Raw genomic sequence first — 15,774 nt, 5'->3', positions numbered from 1 at the left:
TCACCGAGCGCCACCGGGTGCCGGTGGGCGCGACGGCGGTCCTGGCGTGTGCTGGCCGTCGCGACGTTCTTCGCCGTGGCCGGGCCGGCCGGTGCTGAGCGCCCGGGTGCGTTGGGCACCGCCCTGCGCTGGGGCACACCGGCGATCTGGGTGCTGCTGGCCGCGGTCGCCGTCGCCTGGACCATGCGGGTACGCCGCGAGATCGTCAACCGGATGGGATTCGTGGTCCTGGGGGCCTACCTGCTCTACCTGATCGTCCGAGCGGTCTGAGCCCACCCGCCGCTACCCGGCGCTATTATCGGTGCCACCAGGCACAGCGGAGGACGGCGCCACGATGGCGAAGGTCGACACAGTCACGGTGGCCGACGTGGAAGCCCTGCGGGGACCGCTCACCGGGTACTGCTACCGCCTGCTCGGTGCGGCCGCGGACACCGACGACGCGGTCCAGGAGACGATCATCCGCGCCAGCACCCGGCTGGAGACGTTCGATCCGCGCCGGGCCCGGCTGACCACCTGGGTACACCGGATCGCCACCAACATCTGCCTGGACATGCTCCGGTCCGCTGCACGCCGCGCCCTGCCGGTGGACCTGAGCCCGGGATCGGCCGGTGCGGCCGCCTTCGACGCCCCGTTGCCCGCGGAACGGTTCGTCGAGCCGATGCCCGATGCCCGCCTCTTCGAGGCGACCGATCCGGGCCACGTGGTCGAACGGCGCGAGACGGTCCGGCTGGCTTATATCGCTGCGCTGCAACACCTGACGCCCCGCCAACGTGCCGTCCTGGTGCTTCGCGACGTCCTGGGATTCTCGGCCGCGGAGACCGCGGTGGTCCTGCAGGTCTCGACCGCCGCCGCGAACAGTGCCCTGCAGCGGGCTCGGGCCCGCCTCGCCGCCGCTGCGCCGCAGCCCGCAGAGATCACCGACCCTGCGGATCCGGCGCAGCAACAACTGGTTCAGGCCTTCATCGACGCCTTCGAGGGCCACGACGTCGAGTCGATGATCCAGGTGCTGCACGCCGACGCCGTCCAGACCATGCCACCGTTGGCCTGGCAGGTGGCGGGCGGAGCGCAGATCGCCCACATGATCTGCACCAGTGACGCCTGCGCCCGGAACCGGATGCTGCCGATCGCGATCAACGGCTCGATCGGCGTCGGCCAGTACCGGCCCGATGAGACCGGGGTGCTGCGGCCGTTCGCGCTGGTGCTGCTGGAGAGCGCCGGTGGGCAAGTCATCGAGATGGTGACCTTCCTGGGCACCGAGGGGCGGTTCGCCGAGTTCGGCCTGCCGCACGTCCTCGAGCCGTCCGCGGCGGGGCGGTAGAGCACAGCGCCCTTCCACCACGTACCGAACCTGCCGGGGGGCGAGGGGTCTGTGGTGGCTGGCTTGGGACTGGCGCCCGCGTCGGCCGGCGCGCGTGCCCGGCGGCGAAGGTCCGTAGGAACGACCGGAGCATGGGGCCGGGCGCGATGAGTTCGCCGGGTCTGGTTCGTACAAGCAGTGACCGTACGCACCCGACCTGGCCGAGGAGACCAACCATGACCACCGAGGACCTGACCGCTCACACCCACGCCGAGCGGGAGCGTCTCGCAGGCGTCCTGTCCTCGCTGTCCGAGGAGCAGTGGGCCGCACCCTCCCTGTGCGCGGGCTGGCGGATCCGGGAGGTGGTGGCGCACATCACGATGCCCTACCGGATCGGCGCAGCCACGTTCTTCCTCGGGCTGGCCCGATCGCGGTTCAACTTCGACCGCTACGCCGACCGGGCCGCACGGGCCGACACCGCCCGGCTCACGGACGCCGAACTGCTCGAGAGTCTGCGTGCCAACACCCACCATCCCTGGCGGCCGCCGCGCGGCGGGCAACTCGGCGCCCTGAGCCATGACGTGATCCACGGCCTGGACATCACCGAACCGCTCCGGCTGCCGTCCTGCCCGCCGGAGCGGATCGCGCTGGTGCTGCGCCAGACCGGTTCCCAGAACCTGGGCTACTTCGGCGTGGACCTGGCGGGCCGGCAGCTCATCGCCAGCGACGCCCGGGCCAGCCTCGGCGAGGGCACCCCCACCTATCTGCCGGCCAAGGAGATCCTGCTGATAGCGACCGGCCGGCATCCGCTTCCCGCCCCGGGTGCCTCCGATGCCGACCAGGACGGTCAGGCCGGCGCGCACCGAACAGACCAACCGGGTCACCGCGACGAGCGCCGTACCCGGCCCGGCCCGGCCCGGCCACCTGAACCCCACGCAACCACCGACCTTCAGGAGCCCTAGTGACCACCACATCTGCGCCGTCAGCCGTCCTCATCGCCCTGCCCATCGCCGATCGGCCGGCGACCATGGCGTTCTACGCCCGGGCCTTCGGCTGGCAGCCACTGGGAGAACCGGACCAGGACGGTGTCCCCGAGCCGCTGCAGTACTCCCTGGATGAGCGCACGAGGCTCATGTTCATCCCGACCGGCGGCTTCGGGTGGGTACTCCCCGGCCGTGACATCGCCTCTGCAGGCGTGAGTGAGTGCCTGCTCGGCCTGACCCTGCCCGGGCGCCGGGACGTCATCGAGGTCATCGACGCGATGCGTGTCGCCGGCGGGGACGTGCTGGCAGAACCCGCCCAGCAGGCGTGGGGTTTCACCGGTGTGGCCACCGACCCCGACGGCCACGCCTGGCAGATCCTCAGCGACCCGGAAGGGTAGTGCGTCGCCTCTCATCGGATCGCTGGGGCGGAGGAAGCCTGGCCGAGGTCGACGGCGCTGAGGTCACCGGGTCGGTCACGGTCACGAACGGCCCGACCTCCCTGCTCGACAACGGCACCGGGCGGTTCGTCGAACGAGATGAGGCCGCGGGCCGGATCGTGATCACTGCCCGAAGAACGTCGCACCTGAGCGCACGTGCACACGCCGACACCCCGGGGGCCGCCCCGCCCGCGCTACGGTGAACCGGGAGATCGCACGACCCGGGAGGCGCGATGGGCTGGCAGTTCTGGATCGACCGCGGTGGGACGTTCACCGACGTGGTGGCCCGCGACAGCCACGGCGAGTTGCACACCCACAAACTGCTCTCGGAGGACCCCGAACGCTACGACGACGCCGCCGTGGAGGCGATCGGCCGCCTGCTGCCCACCGGCGAACGGATCGATGCGGTCAAGATGGGCACCACCATCGCCACCAACGCGTTGCTGGAACGCCGCGGCGAGCCCACCGTGCTGGTGATCACCGCCGGGTTCGCCGACGCGTTGCGCATCGGCTACCAGGACCGGCCCCGCATCTTCGACCGACAGATCGTGTTGCCCGAGCTCCTGCACACCCACACGATCGAGGCCGACGAACGCCTGGGCGCCGATGGCCAGGTGCTGCGGCCGCTCCGGGCCGAGGCGCTGCGAGACGAACTCGCAGCCGCGCGCGCTGAGGGTTACCGGGCGGTGGCGATCGCATTCCTGCACTCCTACCGCGAGCCCGTCCACGAGCAGCAGGCCGCACAGATCGCCCGCGAGGTGGGCTTCACCCAGGTCTCGACCTCGGCGGAGGTCAGCCCGCTGATGAAACTCATCTCCCGGGCCGACACATGCGTGGTGGACGCCTACCTGTCCCCGTTGATCGACCGGTACATCGCCGGGGTGCAGGACCAGTTGCCCGGCACCGAGTTGTCGTTCATGCAGTCCAGCGGCGGCCTGGCCCCCGCGGAGGCGTTCCGCGGCAAGGACGCCATCCTGTCCGGGCCGGCCGGCGGGATCGTGGGGATGGCCCGCACCTCCCAGGCGGCGGGGTTCGACAAGGTGATCGGCTTCGACATGGGCGGCACCTCCACGGATGTGTCGCACTTCGCCGGTCAGTACGAGCGCCAGTTCGAGACCCAGGTGGCCGGGGTGCGGATGCGCGCACCGATGATGTCCATCCACACCGTGGCCGCCGGCGGCGGATCGATCCTGCACTTCGACGGCTCCCGCTACCGGGTGGGGCCGAACTCTGCCGGCGCCCGGCCCGGGCCGGCCAGTTACCGGGCCGGGGGCCCGCTGACCCTGACCGATGCGAACGTGATGCTCGGACGCATCCACGCCGAGTTCTTCCCCCGGGTGTTCGGGGACGGGACCCAGCCGCTGGACACCGAGATCGTGGCCACCACGTTCGCCGAGTTGGCCGCCCGGATCGACGACGGGCGCTCTCCCGAGCAGGTCGCGGCAGGTTTTCGCCAGATCGGGGTGGCGAACATGGCCAACGCCATCAAGAAGATCTCCATCCAGCGCGGCTACGACACGTCCGACTACACCCTGAGCACGTTCGGTGGCGCCGGTGGCCAGCATGCCTGCGCGGTGGCTGATGAACTGGGGATCACCCGTGTGCTCATCCATCCCCTGGCCGGGGTGCTGTCCGCCTACGGGATGGGCCTGGCCGACCTGACGGCGATGCGCGAGCGCAGCATCGAAGCGCCCCTGGCCGCGGACCTGAGCGAGCACCTGGAACAGATCGCGGGCGAGTTGGCCACGGCGGCCGCCGCGGAACTGGGTGCCGGGGCCGACGAGGTGCACGCGCGCGCCCACCTGCGCTACGCCGGTACCGACACCTCCCTGCAGGTGCCGCTGGGGCAGGCCGATCAGATGCTCGCCGACTTCGAGGCCGCCTACCGCAGGCGTTTTTCGTTCCTGATGTCGGACAAGGAGGTGATCGTCGAGGCCGTCTCGGTGGAGGCCGTGGTCTCCTCCGGCATCGAACTCACCGAGGATGAGGACGTCGACGGCGACCCCGCGAACGGCGACAGCGCCACCACCGGCGCGCCGGTCGAGGCGCGCGCTCAGGTGCCCATGTTCATCACCGACGCCTGGCAGCAGGTGCCGCTGTACGAGCGCGCGGACCTGCCGACCGGCCAGGTGGTCAACGGCCCGGCCATCATCGCCGAGGACACCTCGACCACCGTCGTCGAGGCCGGTTGGTCGGCGCGGGCCACCTCCTCGGGCAACCTGCTGCTGCGCGCAGTACGCGACGCCGATGAGGTCCGGGTGAGCACCGAACGCGACCCGGTGCGCCTGGAGATCTTCAACAACCTGTTCATGTCGATCGCCGAGCAGATGGGAGTGCGCCTGCGCGGCACCGCCCAATCGGTGAACATCAAGGAACGGCTGGACTTCTCCTGTGCGATCTTCGATGCGCAGGGGAACCTGATCGCCAACGCCCCGCACATCCCGGTGCATCTGGGTTCGATGGGCGAGAGCATCCGGATGGTGATGCGCCGCAATGCCGGCACCATCGGTCCCGGGCAGGTGTTCGCGCTGAACGACCCGTACAACGGGGGCACCCACCTGCCCGATGTGACCGTGGTGACCCCGGTGTTCATCGGCCAGGACCTGCAGTTCTTCGTCGCCTCCCGGGGCCACCACGCCGAGATCGGCGGGATCACGCCCGGTTCGATGCCGGCATTCAGCCGTCATCTCGACGAGGAGGGGGTGGTGATCGACAACTGGCTACTGGTCTCCGACGGCCGGATGCGGGAGGCCGAGACCATCGATCTGCTCACCTCCGGTCCCCACCCCAGCCGCAACCCCCGGGCGAACCTGGCGGATCTGCGTGCGCAGATCGCAGCCAACGAGCGCGGTGTGGCCGAACTACGGGCCATGGTCGACACGTTCGGCACGGAGGTGGTGCAGGCCTACATGGGCCACGTCCGTGACAACGCCGCCGAGGCGGTGCGCCGGGTGATCGACGCCCTGGACGCGGGCAGTTACTCCTACGAGATGGACAGCGGCGCCGTCATCGTCGTGCGGATCACGCCCGATCCTGCGCACCGCACCGCCACGATCGACTTCACCGGGACCAGCGAGCAACTGGAGTCCAATTTCAACGCCCCCTCAGCGGTGGCCAAGGCCGCGGTGCTGTACGTGTTCCGCACCCTGGTCGACGATGAGATACCGCTGAACGACGGCTGCCTGGAACCGTTGGAGATCATCATCCCCGAAGGGTCCATGCTCGCCCCCACCTACCCGGCGGCGGTGGTGGCGGGGAACGTGGAGACCTCCCAGGCCATCACCGGCGCGCTGTACGCCGCCCTGGGGGTTCAGGCCGAGGGAGCGGGGACGATGAACAACGTGACCTTCGGCAACGACGAGCACCAGTACTACGAGACGTTGTCCTCCGGCTCCGGTGCCGGAGACGGTTTCGACGGCACCGACGTGGTGCAGACCCATATGACCAACTCCTGGCTCACCGACCCCGAGGTGCTGGAATGGCGGCTGCCGGTGCGCGTCGATGCCTACCAGATCCGGCGCGGAAGCGGCGGGGCCGGCCGGTTCCGCGGCGGCGACGGCGGACGACGGCGGCTGCAGTTCACCCAGGACGTCACCGTCACGGTGCTCAGCGGACACCGTCGGATCCCCCCGTACGGGATGGCCGGCGGGCAGCCCGGGGCCCTGGGCCGGCACTGGGTGGAGCATCCCGACGGGTCCACCACCGAGATGGCCGGGTGTGATTCGGTGGACGCTTCCGCCGGGGACACCTTCGTCATCGAAACGCCCGGCGGCGGTGGCTATGGCTCGCCCGCCCGGGAGTGACCGGGCCGCCCGGGAGTGACCGGGCCGCCCGGGGATGAACGCGCCAGCCAGGGATGAACGGGCCGGGTCAGGCCGGTTCGACGGCGTGGCGCACCAGGTCCAGTAGCCCCTGCCCGTAGGCCTCGGCGGGTGTGCGGCCGGTGTAGGTGGCCTCGGCGCCGTCATGGGAGCGGGTGGTCAATTCGTAGTCGTCGCCGACGCGTTCCAAGCGCACGAAGGCCCCGCCGAGCCGGTCGCGCAACTGGTCCTCTCGGGGCAACCACAGCGCATCCTCCTTGGCCACGCTGTCCAGTGCCCATTCCGTGGTGCCATTGAACCGCAGCACGGTGCCGGTGTCGAACTCGCGGGCCTCGATCACCATGTGGGAGAGGATGAACACGTCCTCGGTCAGGGCCTGAGCGCGGATCCGGAAGTGGTCGCCGGCCTCGGGGTGCCAGACCAGCCCGGCATCCTGCAGTTGCTGCGCCAGGGAGTCACTGATCAGTTCCTGCTGGGGACGAGACATATCTCCTCCCTACCCCACTCCGGCGGGATCCGCTACCGCCCCGTCAACGCGCGTCACCCCCGGGGGTCCGGTTCGATGAGGTCGGCGACCGCTTCCGGCCCGCCGGCCAGCAACGCCTCGAATCCCGCCTCGTCCAGGATGGGCCGGCCCAGTTCGCGGGCCTTGGCTTCCTTGGACCCGGCACCGGGACCGACGACGACGAAGTCGGTCTTCTTCGACACCGACCCCGCTGCCCGGCCGCCCCGGGTCACGATGGCTTCCTTGGCCCCGTCCCGGGTGAAGTGCTCCATCGACCCGGTCACCACCACCGTGAGGCCCTCGAGGGTGCGTGTGACCGACTCGTCGCGCTCATCGGCCATCACCACCCCGGCAGCGGACCACCGGTCCACGATCGCCACATGCCAGTCGTGGCTGAACCACTCCACCAGTGCCTCGGCGATGGTCGGGCCCACTCCCTCCACCGCAGCCAGTTCCTCCACGCCCGCGGCCCGGATCGCGTCCAGGGATCCGAAGTGGGCCGCCAGCGCCCGGGCCGCCGTGGGGCCCACGTGCCGGATCGACAGCGCCACCAGCACCCGCCACAGCGGTGCCGTCTTGGCCTGCTGCAGGTTGGCCAACAACTTCTCCCCCGAGGCCGACAGGACGCGCCCGGCCAGCACCGCCTCCTCGGGGTCGGTCTTCTTCGCCGTGCGGGTGTACAGGGGCACCGTGCGCAGTTTCTCCGGGGTCAGGTCGAACAGATCCGCTTCATCGGTGAGCACCTCGGAGGTCAGCAACGCGCCGGCGCCCTCCCAGCCGAGCGCCTCGATGTCGAACGCGCCCCGCCCGGCCAGCGCGAACAGCCGCTCACGCAACTGCGCCGGGCAGGTCCGCGCGTTCGGGCACCGAATGTCCACGTCGCCTTCCTTGGCCGGTGCCAGTTCGGTGCCGCACGCCGGACAGTGGGAGGGCATCACGAACTCACGCTCGGTGCCGTCGCGCAGCGCCACCACCGGTCCGAGGATCTCCGGAATCACGTCCCCGGCCTGCGCAGCACCACGGTGTCGCCGATCAGCACGCCCTTGCGGCGCACCTCACTGGCATTGTGCAGGGTGGCCATCTCCACCGTGGAACCGGCCACCAGGACCGGTTCCATCACGCCGTAGGGCGTGACCCGGCCGGTGCGACCCACGTTCACCCGGATGTCCAGCAACGTGGTGTTGACCTCCTCCGGTGGGTACTTGTAGGCGATCGCCCACCGTGGCGCCCGGGAGGTGGACCCGAGCCGGCGCTGGGCGTCGATCAGGTCCACCTTGATCACCACGCCGTCGATCTCGTGAGCGACCTCGTCGCGGTGCTGGCCGTAGTAGGCGATCATCTCGCGCAGTTCAGCCAGGTCCGGTGCGACCTGGTTGCGCTCGGAGGTGGGCACCCCCCAGGAGCGCAGCAGGTCGTAGACCTGGGACTGTCGCGTCAGGTCGGCCGGGCGCTGCCCGCCCCAGGTCAGCGCACCGATCCCGTGGGCGTACAGACCCAGCGGCCGGGATGCAGTGACCCTCGGGTCCTTCTGCCGCAATGACCCGGCTGCGGCGTTGCGGGGGTTGGCGAACGGGGCCTTGCCGGCCTCGACCTGAGCGGCGTTGAGTTCGGCGAACTTCTCCTGGGGCAGGAACACCTCGCCCCGAACCTCGATCAGGTCGGGCACCGGGCGCTCCTCCGTGGCGGTGAGCACGTGCGGCAGGCCCTCGATGGTGCGCACGTTCAGCGTGACATCCTCACCGGTGCGTCCATCGCCGCGGGTGACCGCTCGCACCAGCCGGCCCTCTTCGTACACCACCGAGACGGCCAGGCCGTCGATCTTGAGTTCCCCCAGCAGCGGGACGGCATCGGTCTCCAGTTCGCGCAGCACCCGCTCCCACCACGCCTGGAGTTCCTCGTCGGTGAAGGCGTTGTCCAGCGACATCATCTGCTCGAGATGGTCCACCGCGGTGAACTCGGTGGAGAACGTCCCGCCGACCTGTTGCGTGGGTGAGTCCGGGTTGCGCAATCCGGGTGAGCCGCCTCCAGTTCCTGCAGGTCCCGCAGCAACTCATCGAAGCGGGCATCGGACATGACCGGGGCGTCACGCACGTAGTAGGCGAACTGGGCGTCGCGGATCTGTTCGGCGAGTTCGGTCCACCGTGCCCGGGCACCGGGGTCGCCCGAGGACAGATCGTCGGGAAGTGTCTGCTCGGCGTTCATCAACCACCATTCTGTACCCAGTCGCCCACATCGGCCCATGTGGTGGGATAGGCCCGTGACGTACCCCGCACGCCGCGCGCCCGAGTCGCAGACGCAGGCCGTGCCCGGCCCGGCGCCGGCCGGGCCGACGGGGCCGCGTGCGGCCGGGCCCACGGGGCCGGCTGTACCCGGGCCGCCGTCTCGCGGCCGCGGCGGCCTCGGGATCCTTGCCGGCCTGGTCCAGTTCGCGCTGCTAGCCGGCATCGTCTGGTCGGTATGGCGTTTCAGCCCGGAGTCGGTGATGCGGGCCTCAGACGCGGTCGCAGCCTGTGAGCGTGCCGGCGGCAACCTGTCCTGCGTGACCAGCGCGCCGGTATGGCGGCACGTGTTGTGGCCGCTGGCGGCGGTGCTTGCGGCGTTCAGCCTGTTCCGCGGCGCCCGGGTGGCCAATGCCCGCCGTCCCGGGGATGGCCTGGTGCTGAGCCTGCTCGCCATGGCCATCCTGGCCGGAACCCTGATCTGGGCGATGGGCTGAGGCCGCGATGACGATCTATGACCCCTATGGCGACCCGAACCGGGTCCCGACCACCGTGGACACCGGGCGACGGGACCGTTCGGCCCGGGGCCGGGCTGAGACGCACGCGCCTGCGACCCACGTCACGACCCAGGTGGGTCCCACAACCACCGAGAACACGTCCGACCCGTACGCCTCGCACGTCGGCGGGCAGATCCTGGACCGGAACCGCCAGGGCGAACCGGACTCACCACGAGCGATCGACGAGCCCTATCCCTATTACGGTCGCCCCCCGCACCGCTCGCCAGTGCTGACCGCTCTCGGCTCCTTCGTCTCCCTGAGCATCATCCCCCTCACCGTGATCCTGATGATGCTGATCTGGCTGAACCAGCAGTTGTGTGCCGACGGCCTGTCCACCATCGAATGCCCGGGCACCGAGGCCACCGGGAACGGACTGATGGCCACCGCCATCACCGGGGTCGCTGCGCTTGTGGTGGGCATGATCGGTGGCGGCCGGATCAAACGGACCCGGAACACCGCCGGGGTCGTGCTGGTGACACTGGCCGCGGGCGCGATGACGATCCTGATCGCCTGGCTGCGTCAGAACCTCGGCGTGCCGTTCCCCTTCTGAGAGGTCCGGGCTGGTTCAGCGGGCCGCCACCGGCGCCTGCTCGGAGAACTGCTCGCGTGCGGCCCGGCCAGCGGCGCTGATCGTGGCCTGGCCCAGCACCCGGGTGCCCCCATAGACCACCAGCGACTGGCCCGGGGCGATGCCACGCATCGGCTCGGCCAAGGTGACCCGGACGTCGTCGTCAGTTCGGACCACGGAGGCGGCGACCAACTGGCCGTGCGCACGCAACTGCACCTGCGCTCCGAACGCCTGGCCCACCGGTGACCCACTCGCGAACCACACCACGTCGTCCGCGACGATGTCGTGCACGCTGAGCAACTCACTGGCGCCCACGACGACCTTGTTCGCCGCCGGGTCCACCTCCAGCACGTACCGGGGCCTGCCGTCGGGCGCCGGGCGGTTCAGGCCCAGACCACGGCGTTGGCCCACGGTGTAGGCATAGGCACCGTCGTGCTCTCCGACCACCTGGCCGTCGGCGTCGACCACCTCACCGGGCCGCGAGCCCAGGCGATCGCGCAGGAAACCCTTGGTGTCGCCGTCGGCCACGAAACAGATGTCGTAGGAGTCCGGCTTCGCCGACACGCCCAGACCGCGGCGCTCCGCCTCCGCTCGCACCTCGTCCTTGGAGGCCACATCCCCCAGCGGGAACAGCGAACGGGCCAACCGCTCCGGGCCCATCACGCCCAGCACGTAGGACTGGTCCTTGGCCTCGTCCACCGCCCGATGCAACTCCAGATCGCCGCTGGTGCCCGTCACGATCCGGGCGTAGTGGCCGGTGGCCACGGCGTCGAACCCCAGCGCCATCCCGCGGTCGGCCAGCGCGGCGAACTTGATGTGCTCGTTGCAGCGCACGCACGGGTTCGGGGTGCGCCCCGCCTCGTACTCGGACAGAAAGTCGGCCACCACGGTGTCCTCGAACTCCTCCGACAGGTCCCACACGTAGTACGGGATGCCGAGCAGGTCGGCGGCGCGGCGGGCATCGGAGGCGTCCTCGATCGAACAACACCCGCGGGAGCCGGTGCGGTGCTGGGCCCGCGAGCGCGACAGCGCCATGTGCACCCCGACCACCTCGTGGCCGGCATCGACCGCGCGGGCGGCCGCTACCGCCGAGTCCACTCCGCCGGACAGTGCTGCCAGAACTCTCATCAGGCCACCTCCACCTGGTCACCACGTCTGGGGCTGTAGGCGGCCCGGGCCCGCCGGACCACCTCGGGCAACGCCTCCAGCACGGTCTGGATATCGGCCGGGGTGCTGGTGTGTCCCAGCGTCAGCCGAAGTCCGGAACGGGCTCCGGCCTCGTCCAGGCCCATCGCCTCCAGTACGTGCGAGGGCTGGTTCACCCCGGCCACGCACGCCGCCCCGGACGCGGCGGAGATCCCCGCCATGTCCAGACCGAACAGGACCGCCTCGGCATCGGTGCCCTCGATCGTCAGCAGCACGTGGGAGGCGAGCCGGTCCGGACCGGGCTCCGGCCCCCGCAGCACTGCGCCCGGCACGGTGTCACGAACCCCGCCGATCAGTACGGTCGCCAGCGCCGAGAGCCGGGCATGCTCGATCTCGCGCTCCTGCTCGGCCATCTCCATCGCACGCGCCAGGGCCACCGCCCCGGCCACCGGCACCGTGCCCGAGCGGACCGAACGTTCCTGTCCGCCACCGTGCAGCACCGGCGTCAACGGCACGGCACCTCGCGGCGCGCGAGCAGCGCCCCGATGCCGACCGGGGCCCCGAGCTTGTGTCCGGACAGGCTCAGCATGTCCAGGTCCGAAGCGGCGAAGTCCACGGGTACCCGGCCCACGGCCTGCACCGCATCGGAGTGCACCAGGATCCCGTGATCGCGCGCCAGGGCCGCGACCTCGCGGACCGGCTGGATCGTGCCGGTCTCGTTGTTCGCCCACATCAGCGAGACCAGCGCCACCCGCTCACCGTGGCCGGCCAACAGATCGGCCAGTTCCTCGATGCGCACGCGCCCCTGCTCGTCCACCGGCGCCAGGTGCAGCGGCGCACCGTGGGTGTCGGCGAGCGCCTGGGCGGTCTCCAGCACCGCGTGATGCTCGACGGCGGAGGTCACCACCTCCCGGCGCTGCGGTTGGGCGGCACTGACCCCGAGCCAGGTGCCCGTCACGGCCAGGTTGTCGGCCTCGGTGCCGCCGGAGGTGAAGATCACCTCGGTGGGGTGGGCTCCCCAGGAGGGCACCTACCTGCTCGCGGGCCTCCTCCAGCATCCGCCGGGTGCGCCGCCCGTCGGCGTGCAGGGAGGAGGGGTTGCCGACCACGGCGCAGGCCTCGGCGTAGGTCTGCGCCACCTCCGGGCGCACCGGGGTGGTGGCCGCGTGGTCCAGATAGATCGTCACAACGTTCGAGTGTACGAAGCCGGTCGCCCCGTTGCCCAGGGGCGGTGATCCAGCACACCCAGGAGCCGCACGGGGGCGGAGCGGTTAGTCTGTGCGGGGCAGGGCGTGGGAAGGGCGGAACGTGGGGCGTTGGTCGGACCGGCGCGCGGCCAAACGCGCGCGCAAGCAGTACCTGGCCGACTACTACGGTCAGGACGATGCCGGGCCCACCGGGCCTGCCAACCCCTACCGCAGCGCACTGCCACCGGAGTCCACCGCGGGCCGCACCAGCACGGCCGGCACCGGCCGTGGCTCCCGCCGCCGGGTCCGGCGCGCCCAGCGCAGGAAGCGCCCGCGCCATCAGGTCCCGGGGTGGGTGAACCAACCCGCCCGGCTCGATCCGGCCCTGGCCGGGCGGCTGGCACGGGAGCAACGCCGGACCGAGGCCGGTTGGCCCACCGCCCGGCACACCCGGTTCGGCGCCTCGGCACGGGCCGGTGGCGCCGCCGCCCCGGCCTCTACCACGCCCGCCGCATCCACCTCCGCCCCCTCCGGCCGTGACGGTGACCGATCCGGCCGCGGCCGCAACCGAGGTGGCCTCGCCCGGTCCGCAGCCACACCGTCTGGGTCCCGGCCCCGCCGGACGGGGCGATCCGGAGCGGTACCGAGGCGCCAGTGGATCCGCCCGGTCCTGGTTCTGGTCGCCGCGTGCGTGGTGATCCCTGTGGTGGCCGGGCTGCTCCTCGCTGCTCCCGGGGGCACCGACCTGTCCGAGCGCGTCGCGGCGGACTTCGAGGTGATCTGGGAGACGGAGGTGCCCGAGTTGGACCCGGACGGCGGCTACAGCTCGCTGGTGCCCGTGGACTCACCCGACCGGTATACCTCGGCCGGCACCGAGATCGTCACCACCGAGGACACATGGGTCGTGATGGTCGAGCAGGACACGTCCCGGGCGTTGCTGGGCCTGGATCCCCGGGACGGGTCGGTGCGGTGGCGCCAGGACCTCGACCGGTCCCACTGCAGCGCGCGCACCGGCCCGGACGGCACGGTGGTGTGCCTGTCCCAGGAGGCCCCCGGCGGTTCGGCCTGGACCGGGCACGTGCTCGACGCCGCCAGCGGCGACGAACTGACCTCCTGGCAGGCACCGCTCACCGGGGCGTGGGGGGTGCACCTGACCGATGCCGGCCTGCTGGTGCTGGCCGAGTCGGACGCCCGGACCTACGACCGCCTCACCCTGCTCGACGTGACCGACGGCACCGAGGCCTGGGCGGTCGACCTGCTCGACATCGACGACGCGGAGTCGATGTTCTACGAGCGCGAGGTCGATGACGTCGAGCACACCATCATGAGCACCCGGCAGTGGCAGGACGAGGGCGAGCACGCGACACTGTCCGCCTCGACCACGGCGTTGTTCGTCGACACCGGCACCGGAGATGTCACACCCCGGCACTGCTATCCGATCCTCCTCACCGAGGACGCCCTGGGGTGCGACTCCTACCGGCACATGGTGTTGTACCACCTCGACGGTACCGAGCGTTGGTCCTCGGCGCGGGTAGACCTGGCCCAACCGGCGTACCGGGGCGAGCACGTGCTGGTCAACATCGCCGGTGAGTCGCTGCACCACACCGACTGGGACAGCGGCTATGTGGGAGCGTCGGTGCAGCGGGTCGAGCGTGGTTCGATCGCCACCGGCACACAGGCCGACCCCTTCCTGATGAGTGACCACGAGTTGCTCAGCCTGGCCCCCGACGGTTCCCAGGTGCGCTGGAGCGAGGAGATCCACGGGATGAACTCGATCACCACGGTGCTGGTGACCGATGAGGTGGCCATCGTCAACGCCTTCAGCGCGATGGGCCTGGACCTGACCGCCGGGGAGCGGTTGTGGACGCGCTACGGCCGCGGCAACCTGCAACTGGCGGGTGACGCGCTCATCGCCACCAACAGCAGTTCTGTGGCCCTGCTGGAGATCCCCTGACCTACGATCGGACCATGCCCGCCCGCCTCCACCTCGCCCCGGCTCGGCATCACGTCGGTGAGTCGGGGCGCGCTGTGAGGAGACATCCATGATCGAGCGCGAGATCACCGAACGCGTCGCGTTGTGCCACCCCGATGGCCGGTTGAACCCCGAAGCCGTCGGTTGGACCCGTAAGCCCCAGCACGACACCTCCGGAATCGGGCGTGGCCGCTACGCCCGGGCCCGGAACAAGCGCTGGGAGTACTGGAACGTCACCACGCCCACGCACATCCTGGCGCTGACCATCTCCGACATCTCCTACGCCGGCGTCCACGAGGTGTGGGTGTTCGACCGGGCAACCGGCGAAGCGATCGGGGCCAACGCGATCGCCCCGTTCGCGGTGAACACGACGCTGCCGGGCACGCTCGGCCAGGGCCCGGCGCGCGCCCACGCCGCAGACCTGGCCATCGCGATCGATGAGGTCGAGGGTGGCACCCGGCTGCGGGCGATCACCTCCCGGGTGCGCTTCGATGTGCTCGCCTCCCGGCCGCCCGGCCATGAGGCGATGGGCGTGGTGGTGCCCTGGAGCGAGCGGTTGTTCCAGTACACCGTCAAGGACGTGGCCCGTCCCGCCGCCGGGCGGCTTTGGGTCGACGGCGTGCGCCAGGAGGTACCGGAGGGCTCCTCCTGGGCGGTGCTCGACCACGGCCGGGGCCGATGGCCCTACCGGATGCGGTGGAACTGGGGCGCGGCCTCCGGCATCGTCGACGGCAGGCGGATCGGGGTGCAGATCGGCGCCAAGTGGACCGAGGGGACCGGTTCGACCGAGAACGCGCTGGTGGTCGAGGGCGTCGTGCACAAGATCAGCGAGGAACTCACCTGGACCTACCACCCGGGCAACTGGCTGGCGCCGTGGCGGATGCGGGGTGAGCGTGCCGACCTGACGTTCACGCCCTTCTACGACAAGAGTTCGCGCACCTGCCTGGGCGTGGTCGCCACCGAAGGTCATCAGTGCTTCGGTCACTACACCGGCTGGATGAGCGAGTCCACCGGAGCCCGGGTGAGCGTGGACGGCCTGACCGGCTGGGCCGAGGACGTGGCTCAGCGGTGGTGAGTGCGCG

14 protein-coding genes and 2 pseudogenes are annotated in these 15,774 nt (G+C 70.9%); 10 read left to right on the top strand and 6 right to left on the bottom strand.

Annotation, left to right across the window (positions count from 1 at the left end; translation table 11 throughout):
* The first annotated feature begins 48 nt into the window (after positions 1–48).
* The 6 genes from ACRRRO_RS13870 to ACRRRO_RS13845 all read left to right on the top strand — a co-directional run bounded on the left by ACRRRO_RS13870 (position 49) and on the right by ACRRRO_RS13845 (position 6,520).
* Positions 49–270 (top strand): hypothetical protein, encoded by a 222-nt coding sequence (locus ACRRRO_RS13870; RefSeq protein ID WP_434080426.1) that lies wholly within the window; start codon positions 49–51, stop codon positions 268–270.
* A 64-nt stretch (positions 271–334) separates the two neighbouring features.
* Positions 335–1,318 (top strand): RNA polymerase subunit sigma-70, encoded by a 984-nt coding sequence (locus tag ACRRRO_RS13865; RefSeq protein WP_424796789.1) that lies wholly within the window; start codon positions 335–337, stop codon positions 1,316–1,318.
* A gap of 215 nt (positions 1,319–1,533) precedes the next feature.
* On the top strand, positions 1,534–2,259 hold the full coding sequence (locus ACRRRO_RS13860) for a maleylpyruvate isomerase family mycothiol-dependent enzyme (RefSeq protein ID WP_424796788.1): 726 nt from the start codon (positions 1,534–1,536) through the stop codon (positions 2,257–2,259).
* Positions 2,259–2,678 (top strand): VOC family protein, encoded by a 420-nt coding sequence (locus tag ACRRRO_RS13855; protein WP_424788546.1) that lies wholly within the window; start codon positions 2,259–2,261, stop codon positions 2,676–2,678. The genes ACRRRO_RS13860 and ACRRRO_RS13855 overlap by 1 nt, the downstream gene beginning before the upstream one ends.
* Positions 2,678–2,920, top strand: coding sequence for a hypothetical protein (locus ACRRRO_RS13850; RefSeq protein WP_424796787.1), 243 nt, complete (start codon positions 2,678–2,680; stop codon positions 2,918–2,920). The genes ACRRRO_RS13855 and ACRRRO_RS13850 overlap by 1 nt, the downstream gene beginning before the upstream one ends.
* A 30-nt stretch (positions 2,921–2,950) precedes the next feature.
* On the top strand, positions 2,951–6,520 hold the full coding sequence (locus ACRRRO_RS13845) for a hydantoinase B/oxoprolinase family protein (protein ID WP_424796786.1): 3,570 nt from the start codon (positions 2,951–2,953) through the stop codon (positions 6,518–6,520).
* 67 nt (positions 6,521–6,587) lie between these two features.
* On the opposite strand, the gene ACRRRO_RS13840 is transcribed toward ACRRRO_RS13845, so the two are convergent.
* Both ACRRRO_RS13840 and ligA read right to left on the bottom strand, forming a co-directional pair.
* A complete protein-coding gene (locus ACRRRO_RS13840; protein ID WP_424796785.1) occupies positions 6,588–7,025 on the bottom strand; it encodes a pilus assembly protein CpaE in 438 nt (145 codons plus the stop codon).
* Between the two features lie 53 nt (positions 7,026–7,078).
* A pseudogene (gene ligA / locus ACRRRO_RS13835) lies at positions 7,079–9,245 on the bottom strand (NAD-dependent DNA ligase LigA).
* Between the two features lie 280 nt (positions 9,246–9,525).
* On the opposite strand from ligA, the gene ACRRRO_RS13830 reads away from it, so the two are divergent.
* Together ACRRRO_RS13830 and ACRRRO_RS13825 are read left to right on the top strand one after the other, a co-directional pair.
* A complete protein-coding gene (locus ACRRRO_RS13830; RefSeq protein WP_434080425.1) occupies positions 9,526–9,759 on the top strand; it encodes a hypothetical protein in 234 nt (77 codons plus the stop codon).
* Positions 9,760–9,766: 7 nt separating this feature from the next.
* Positions 9,767–10,369: a hypothetical protein gene (locus ACRRRO_RS13825; protein ID WP_424796782.1), complete on the top strand. Its 603-nt coding sequence runs from the start codon at positions 9,767–9,769 to the stop codon at positions 10,367–10,369.
* A 15-nt stretch (positions 10,370–10,384) separates the two neighbouring features.
* On the opposite strand, the gene mnmA is transcribed toward ACRRRO_RS13825, so the two are convergent.
* The 4 genes and pseudogenes from mnmA to ACRRRO_RS13805 form a co-directional block, all read right to left on the bottom strand.
* Complete coding sequence (gene mnmA, locus ACRRRO_RS13820) at positions 10,385–11,515, bottom strand: tRNA 2-thiouridine(34) synthase MnmA (RefSeq protein ID WP_434080424.1); 1,131 nt, start codon at positions 11,513–11,515, stop codon at positions 10,385–10,387.
* The gene (locus tag ACRRRO_RS13815; RefSeq protein WP_434080423.1) at positions 11,515–12,048 is read right to left on the bottom strand and encodes an aminotransferase class V-fold PLP-dependent enzyme; all 534 of its coding nucleotides are present in this window, start codon (positions 12,046–12,048) and stop codon (positions 11,515–11,517) included. The genes mnmA and ACRRRO_RS13815 overlap by 1 nt, the downstream gene beginning before the upstream one ends.
* Positions 12,039–12,563: a cysteine desulfurase family protein gene (locus ACRRRO_RS13810; protein WP_434080422.1), complete on the bottom strand. Its 525-nt coding sequence runs from the start codon at positions 12,561–12,563 to the stop codon at positions 12,039–12,041. Before ACRRRO_RS13810 ends, ACRRRO_RS13815 begins: the two co-directional genes overlap by 10 nt.
* A gap of 43 nt (positions 12,564–12,606) precedes the next feature.
* A pseudogene (locus ACRRRO_RS13805) lies at positions 12,607–12,672 on the bottom strand (hypothetical protein); the annotation flags it as partial.
* 169 nt (positions 12,673–12,841) lie between these two features.
* On the opposite strand from ACRRRO_RS13805, the gene ACRRRO_RS13800 reads away from it, so the two are divergent.
* Complete coding sequence (locus ACRRRO_RS13800) at positions 12,842–14,674, top strand: PQQ-binding-like beta-propeller repeat protein (protein WP_424796779.1); 1,833 nt, start codon at positions 12,842–12,844, stop codon at positions 14,672–14,674.
* 88 nt (positions 14,675–14,762) lie between these two features.
* On the top strand, positions 14,763–15,767 hold the full coding sequence (locus ACRRRO_RS13795; protein WP_424796778.1) for a DUF2804 domain-containing protein: 1,005 nt from the start codon (positions 14,763–14,765) through the stop codon (positions 15,765–15,767).
* Positions 15,768–15,774 lie beyond the last annotated feature (7 nt).

This window comes from Sanguibacter sp. Z1732, assembly GCF_051020515.1.
Lineage (GTDB): Bacteria > Actinomycetota > Actinomycetes > Actinomycetales > Beutenbergiaceae > CALKWS01.
This window is presented reverse-complemented; position numbering and strand designations above follow the sequence as displayed.

Excerpts from the sequence above, each read along its gene's own strand:
- ACRRRO_RS13865 (WP_424796789.1), top strand. The coding sequence starts at position 335 with ATGGCGAAGGTCGACACAGTCACGGTGGCCGACGTGGAAGCCCTGCGG.
- ACRRRO_RS13860 (WP_424796788.1), top strand. The coding sequence starts at position 1,534 with ATGACCACCGAGGACCTGACCGCTCACACCCACGCCGAGCGGGAGCGT.
- ACRRRO_RS13845 (WP_424796786.1), top strand. The coding sequence starts at position 2,951 with ATGGGCTGGCAGTTCTGGATCGACCGCGGTGGGACGTTCACCGACGTG.
- ACRRRO_RS13840 (WP_424796785.1), bottom strand. The coding sequence starts at position 7,025 with ATGTCTCGTCCCCAGCAGGAACTGATCAGTGACTCCCTGGCGCAGCAA.
- ACRRRO_RS13830 (WP_434080425.1), top strand. The coding sequence starts at position 9,526 with ATGCGGGCCTCAGACGCGGTCGCAGCCTGTGAGCGTGCCGGCGGCAAC.
- ACRRRO_RS13825 (WP_424796782.1), top strand. The coding sequence starts at position 9,767 with ATGACGATCTATGACCCCTATGGCGACCCGAACCGGGTCCCGACCACC.
- mnmA (WP_434080424.1), bottom strand. The coding sequence starts at position 11,515 with ATGAGAGTTCTGGCAGCACTGTCCGGCGGAGTGGACTCGGCGGTAGCG.
- ACRRRO_RS13795 (WP_424796778.1), top strand. The coding sequence starts at position 14,763 with ATGATCGAGCGCGAGATCACCGAACGCGTCGCGTTGTGCCACCCCGAT.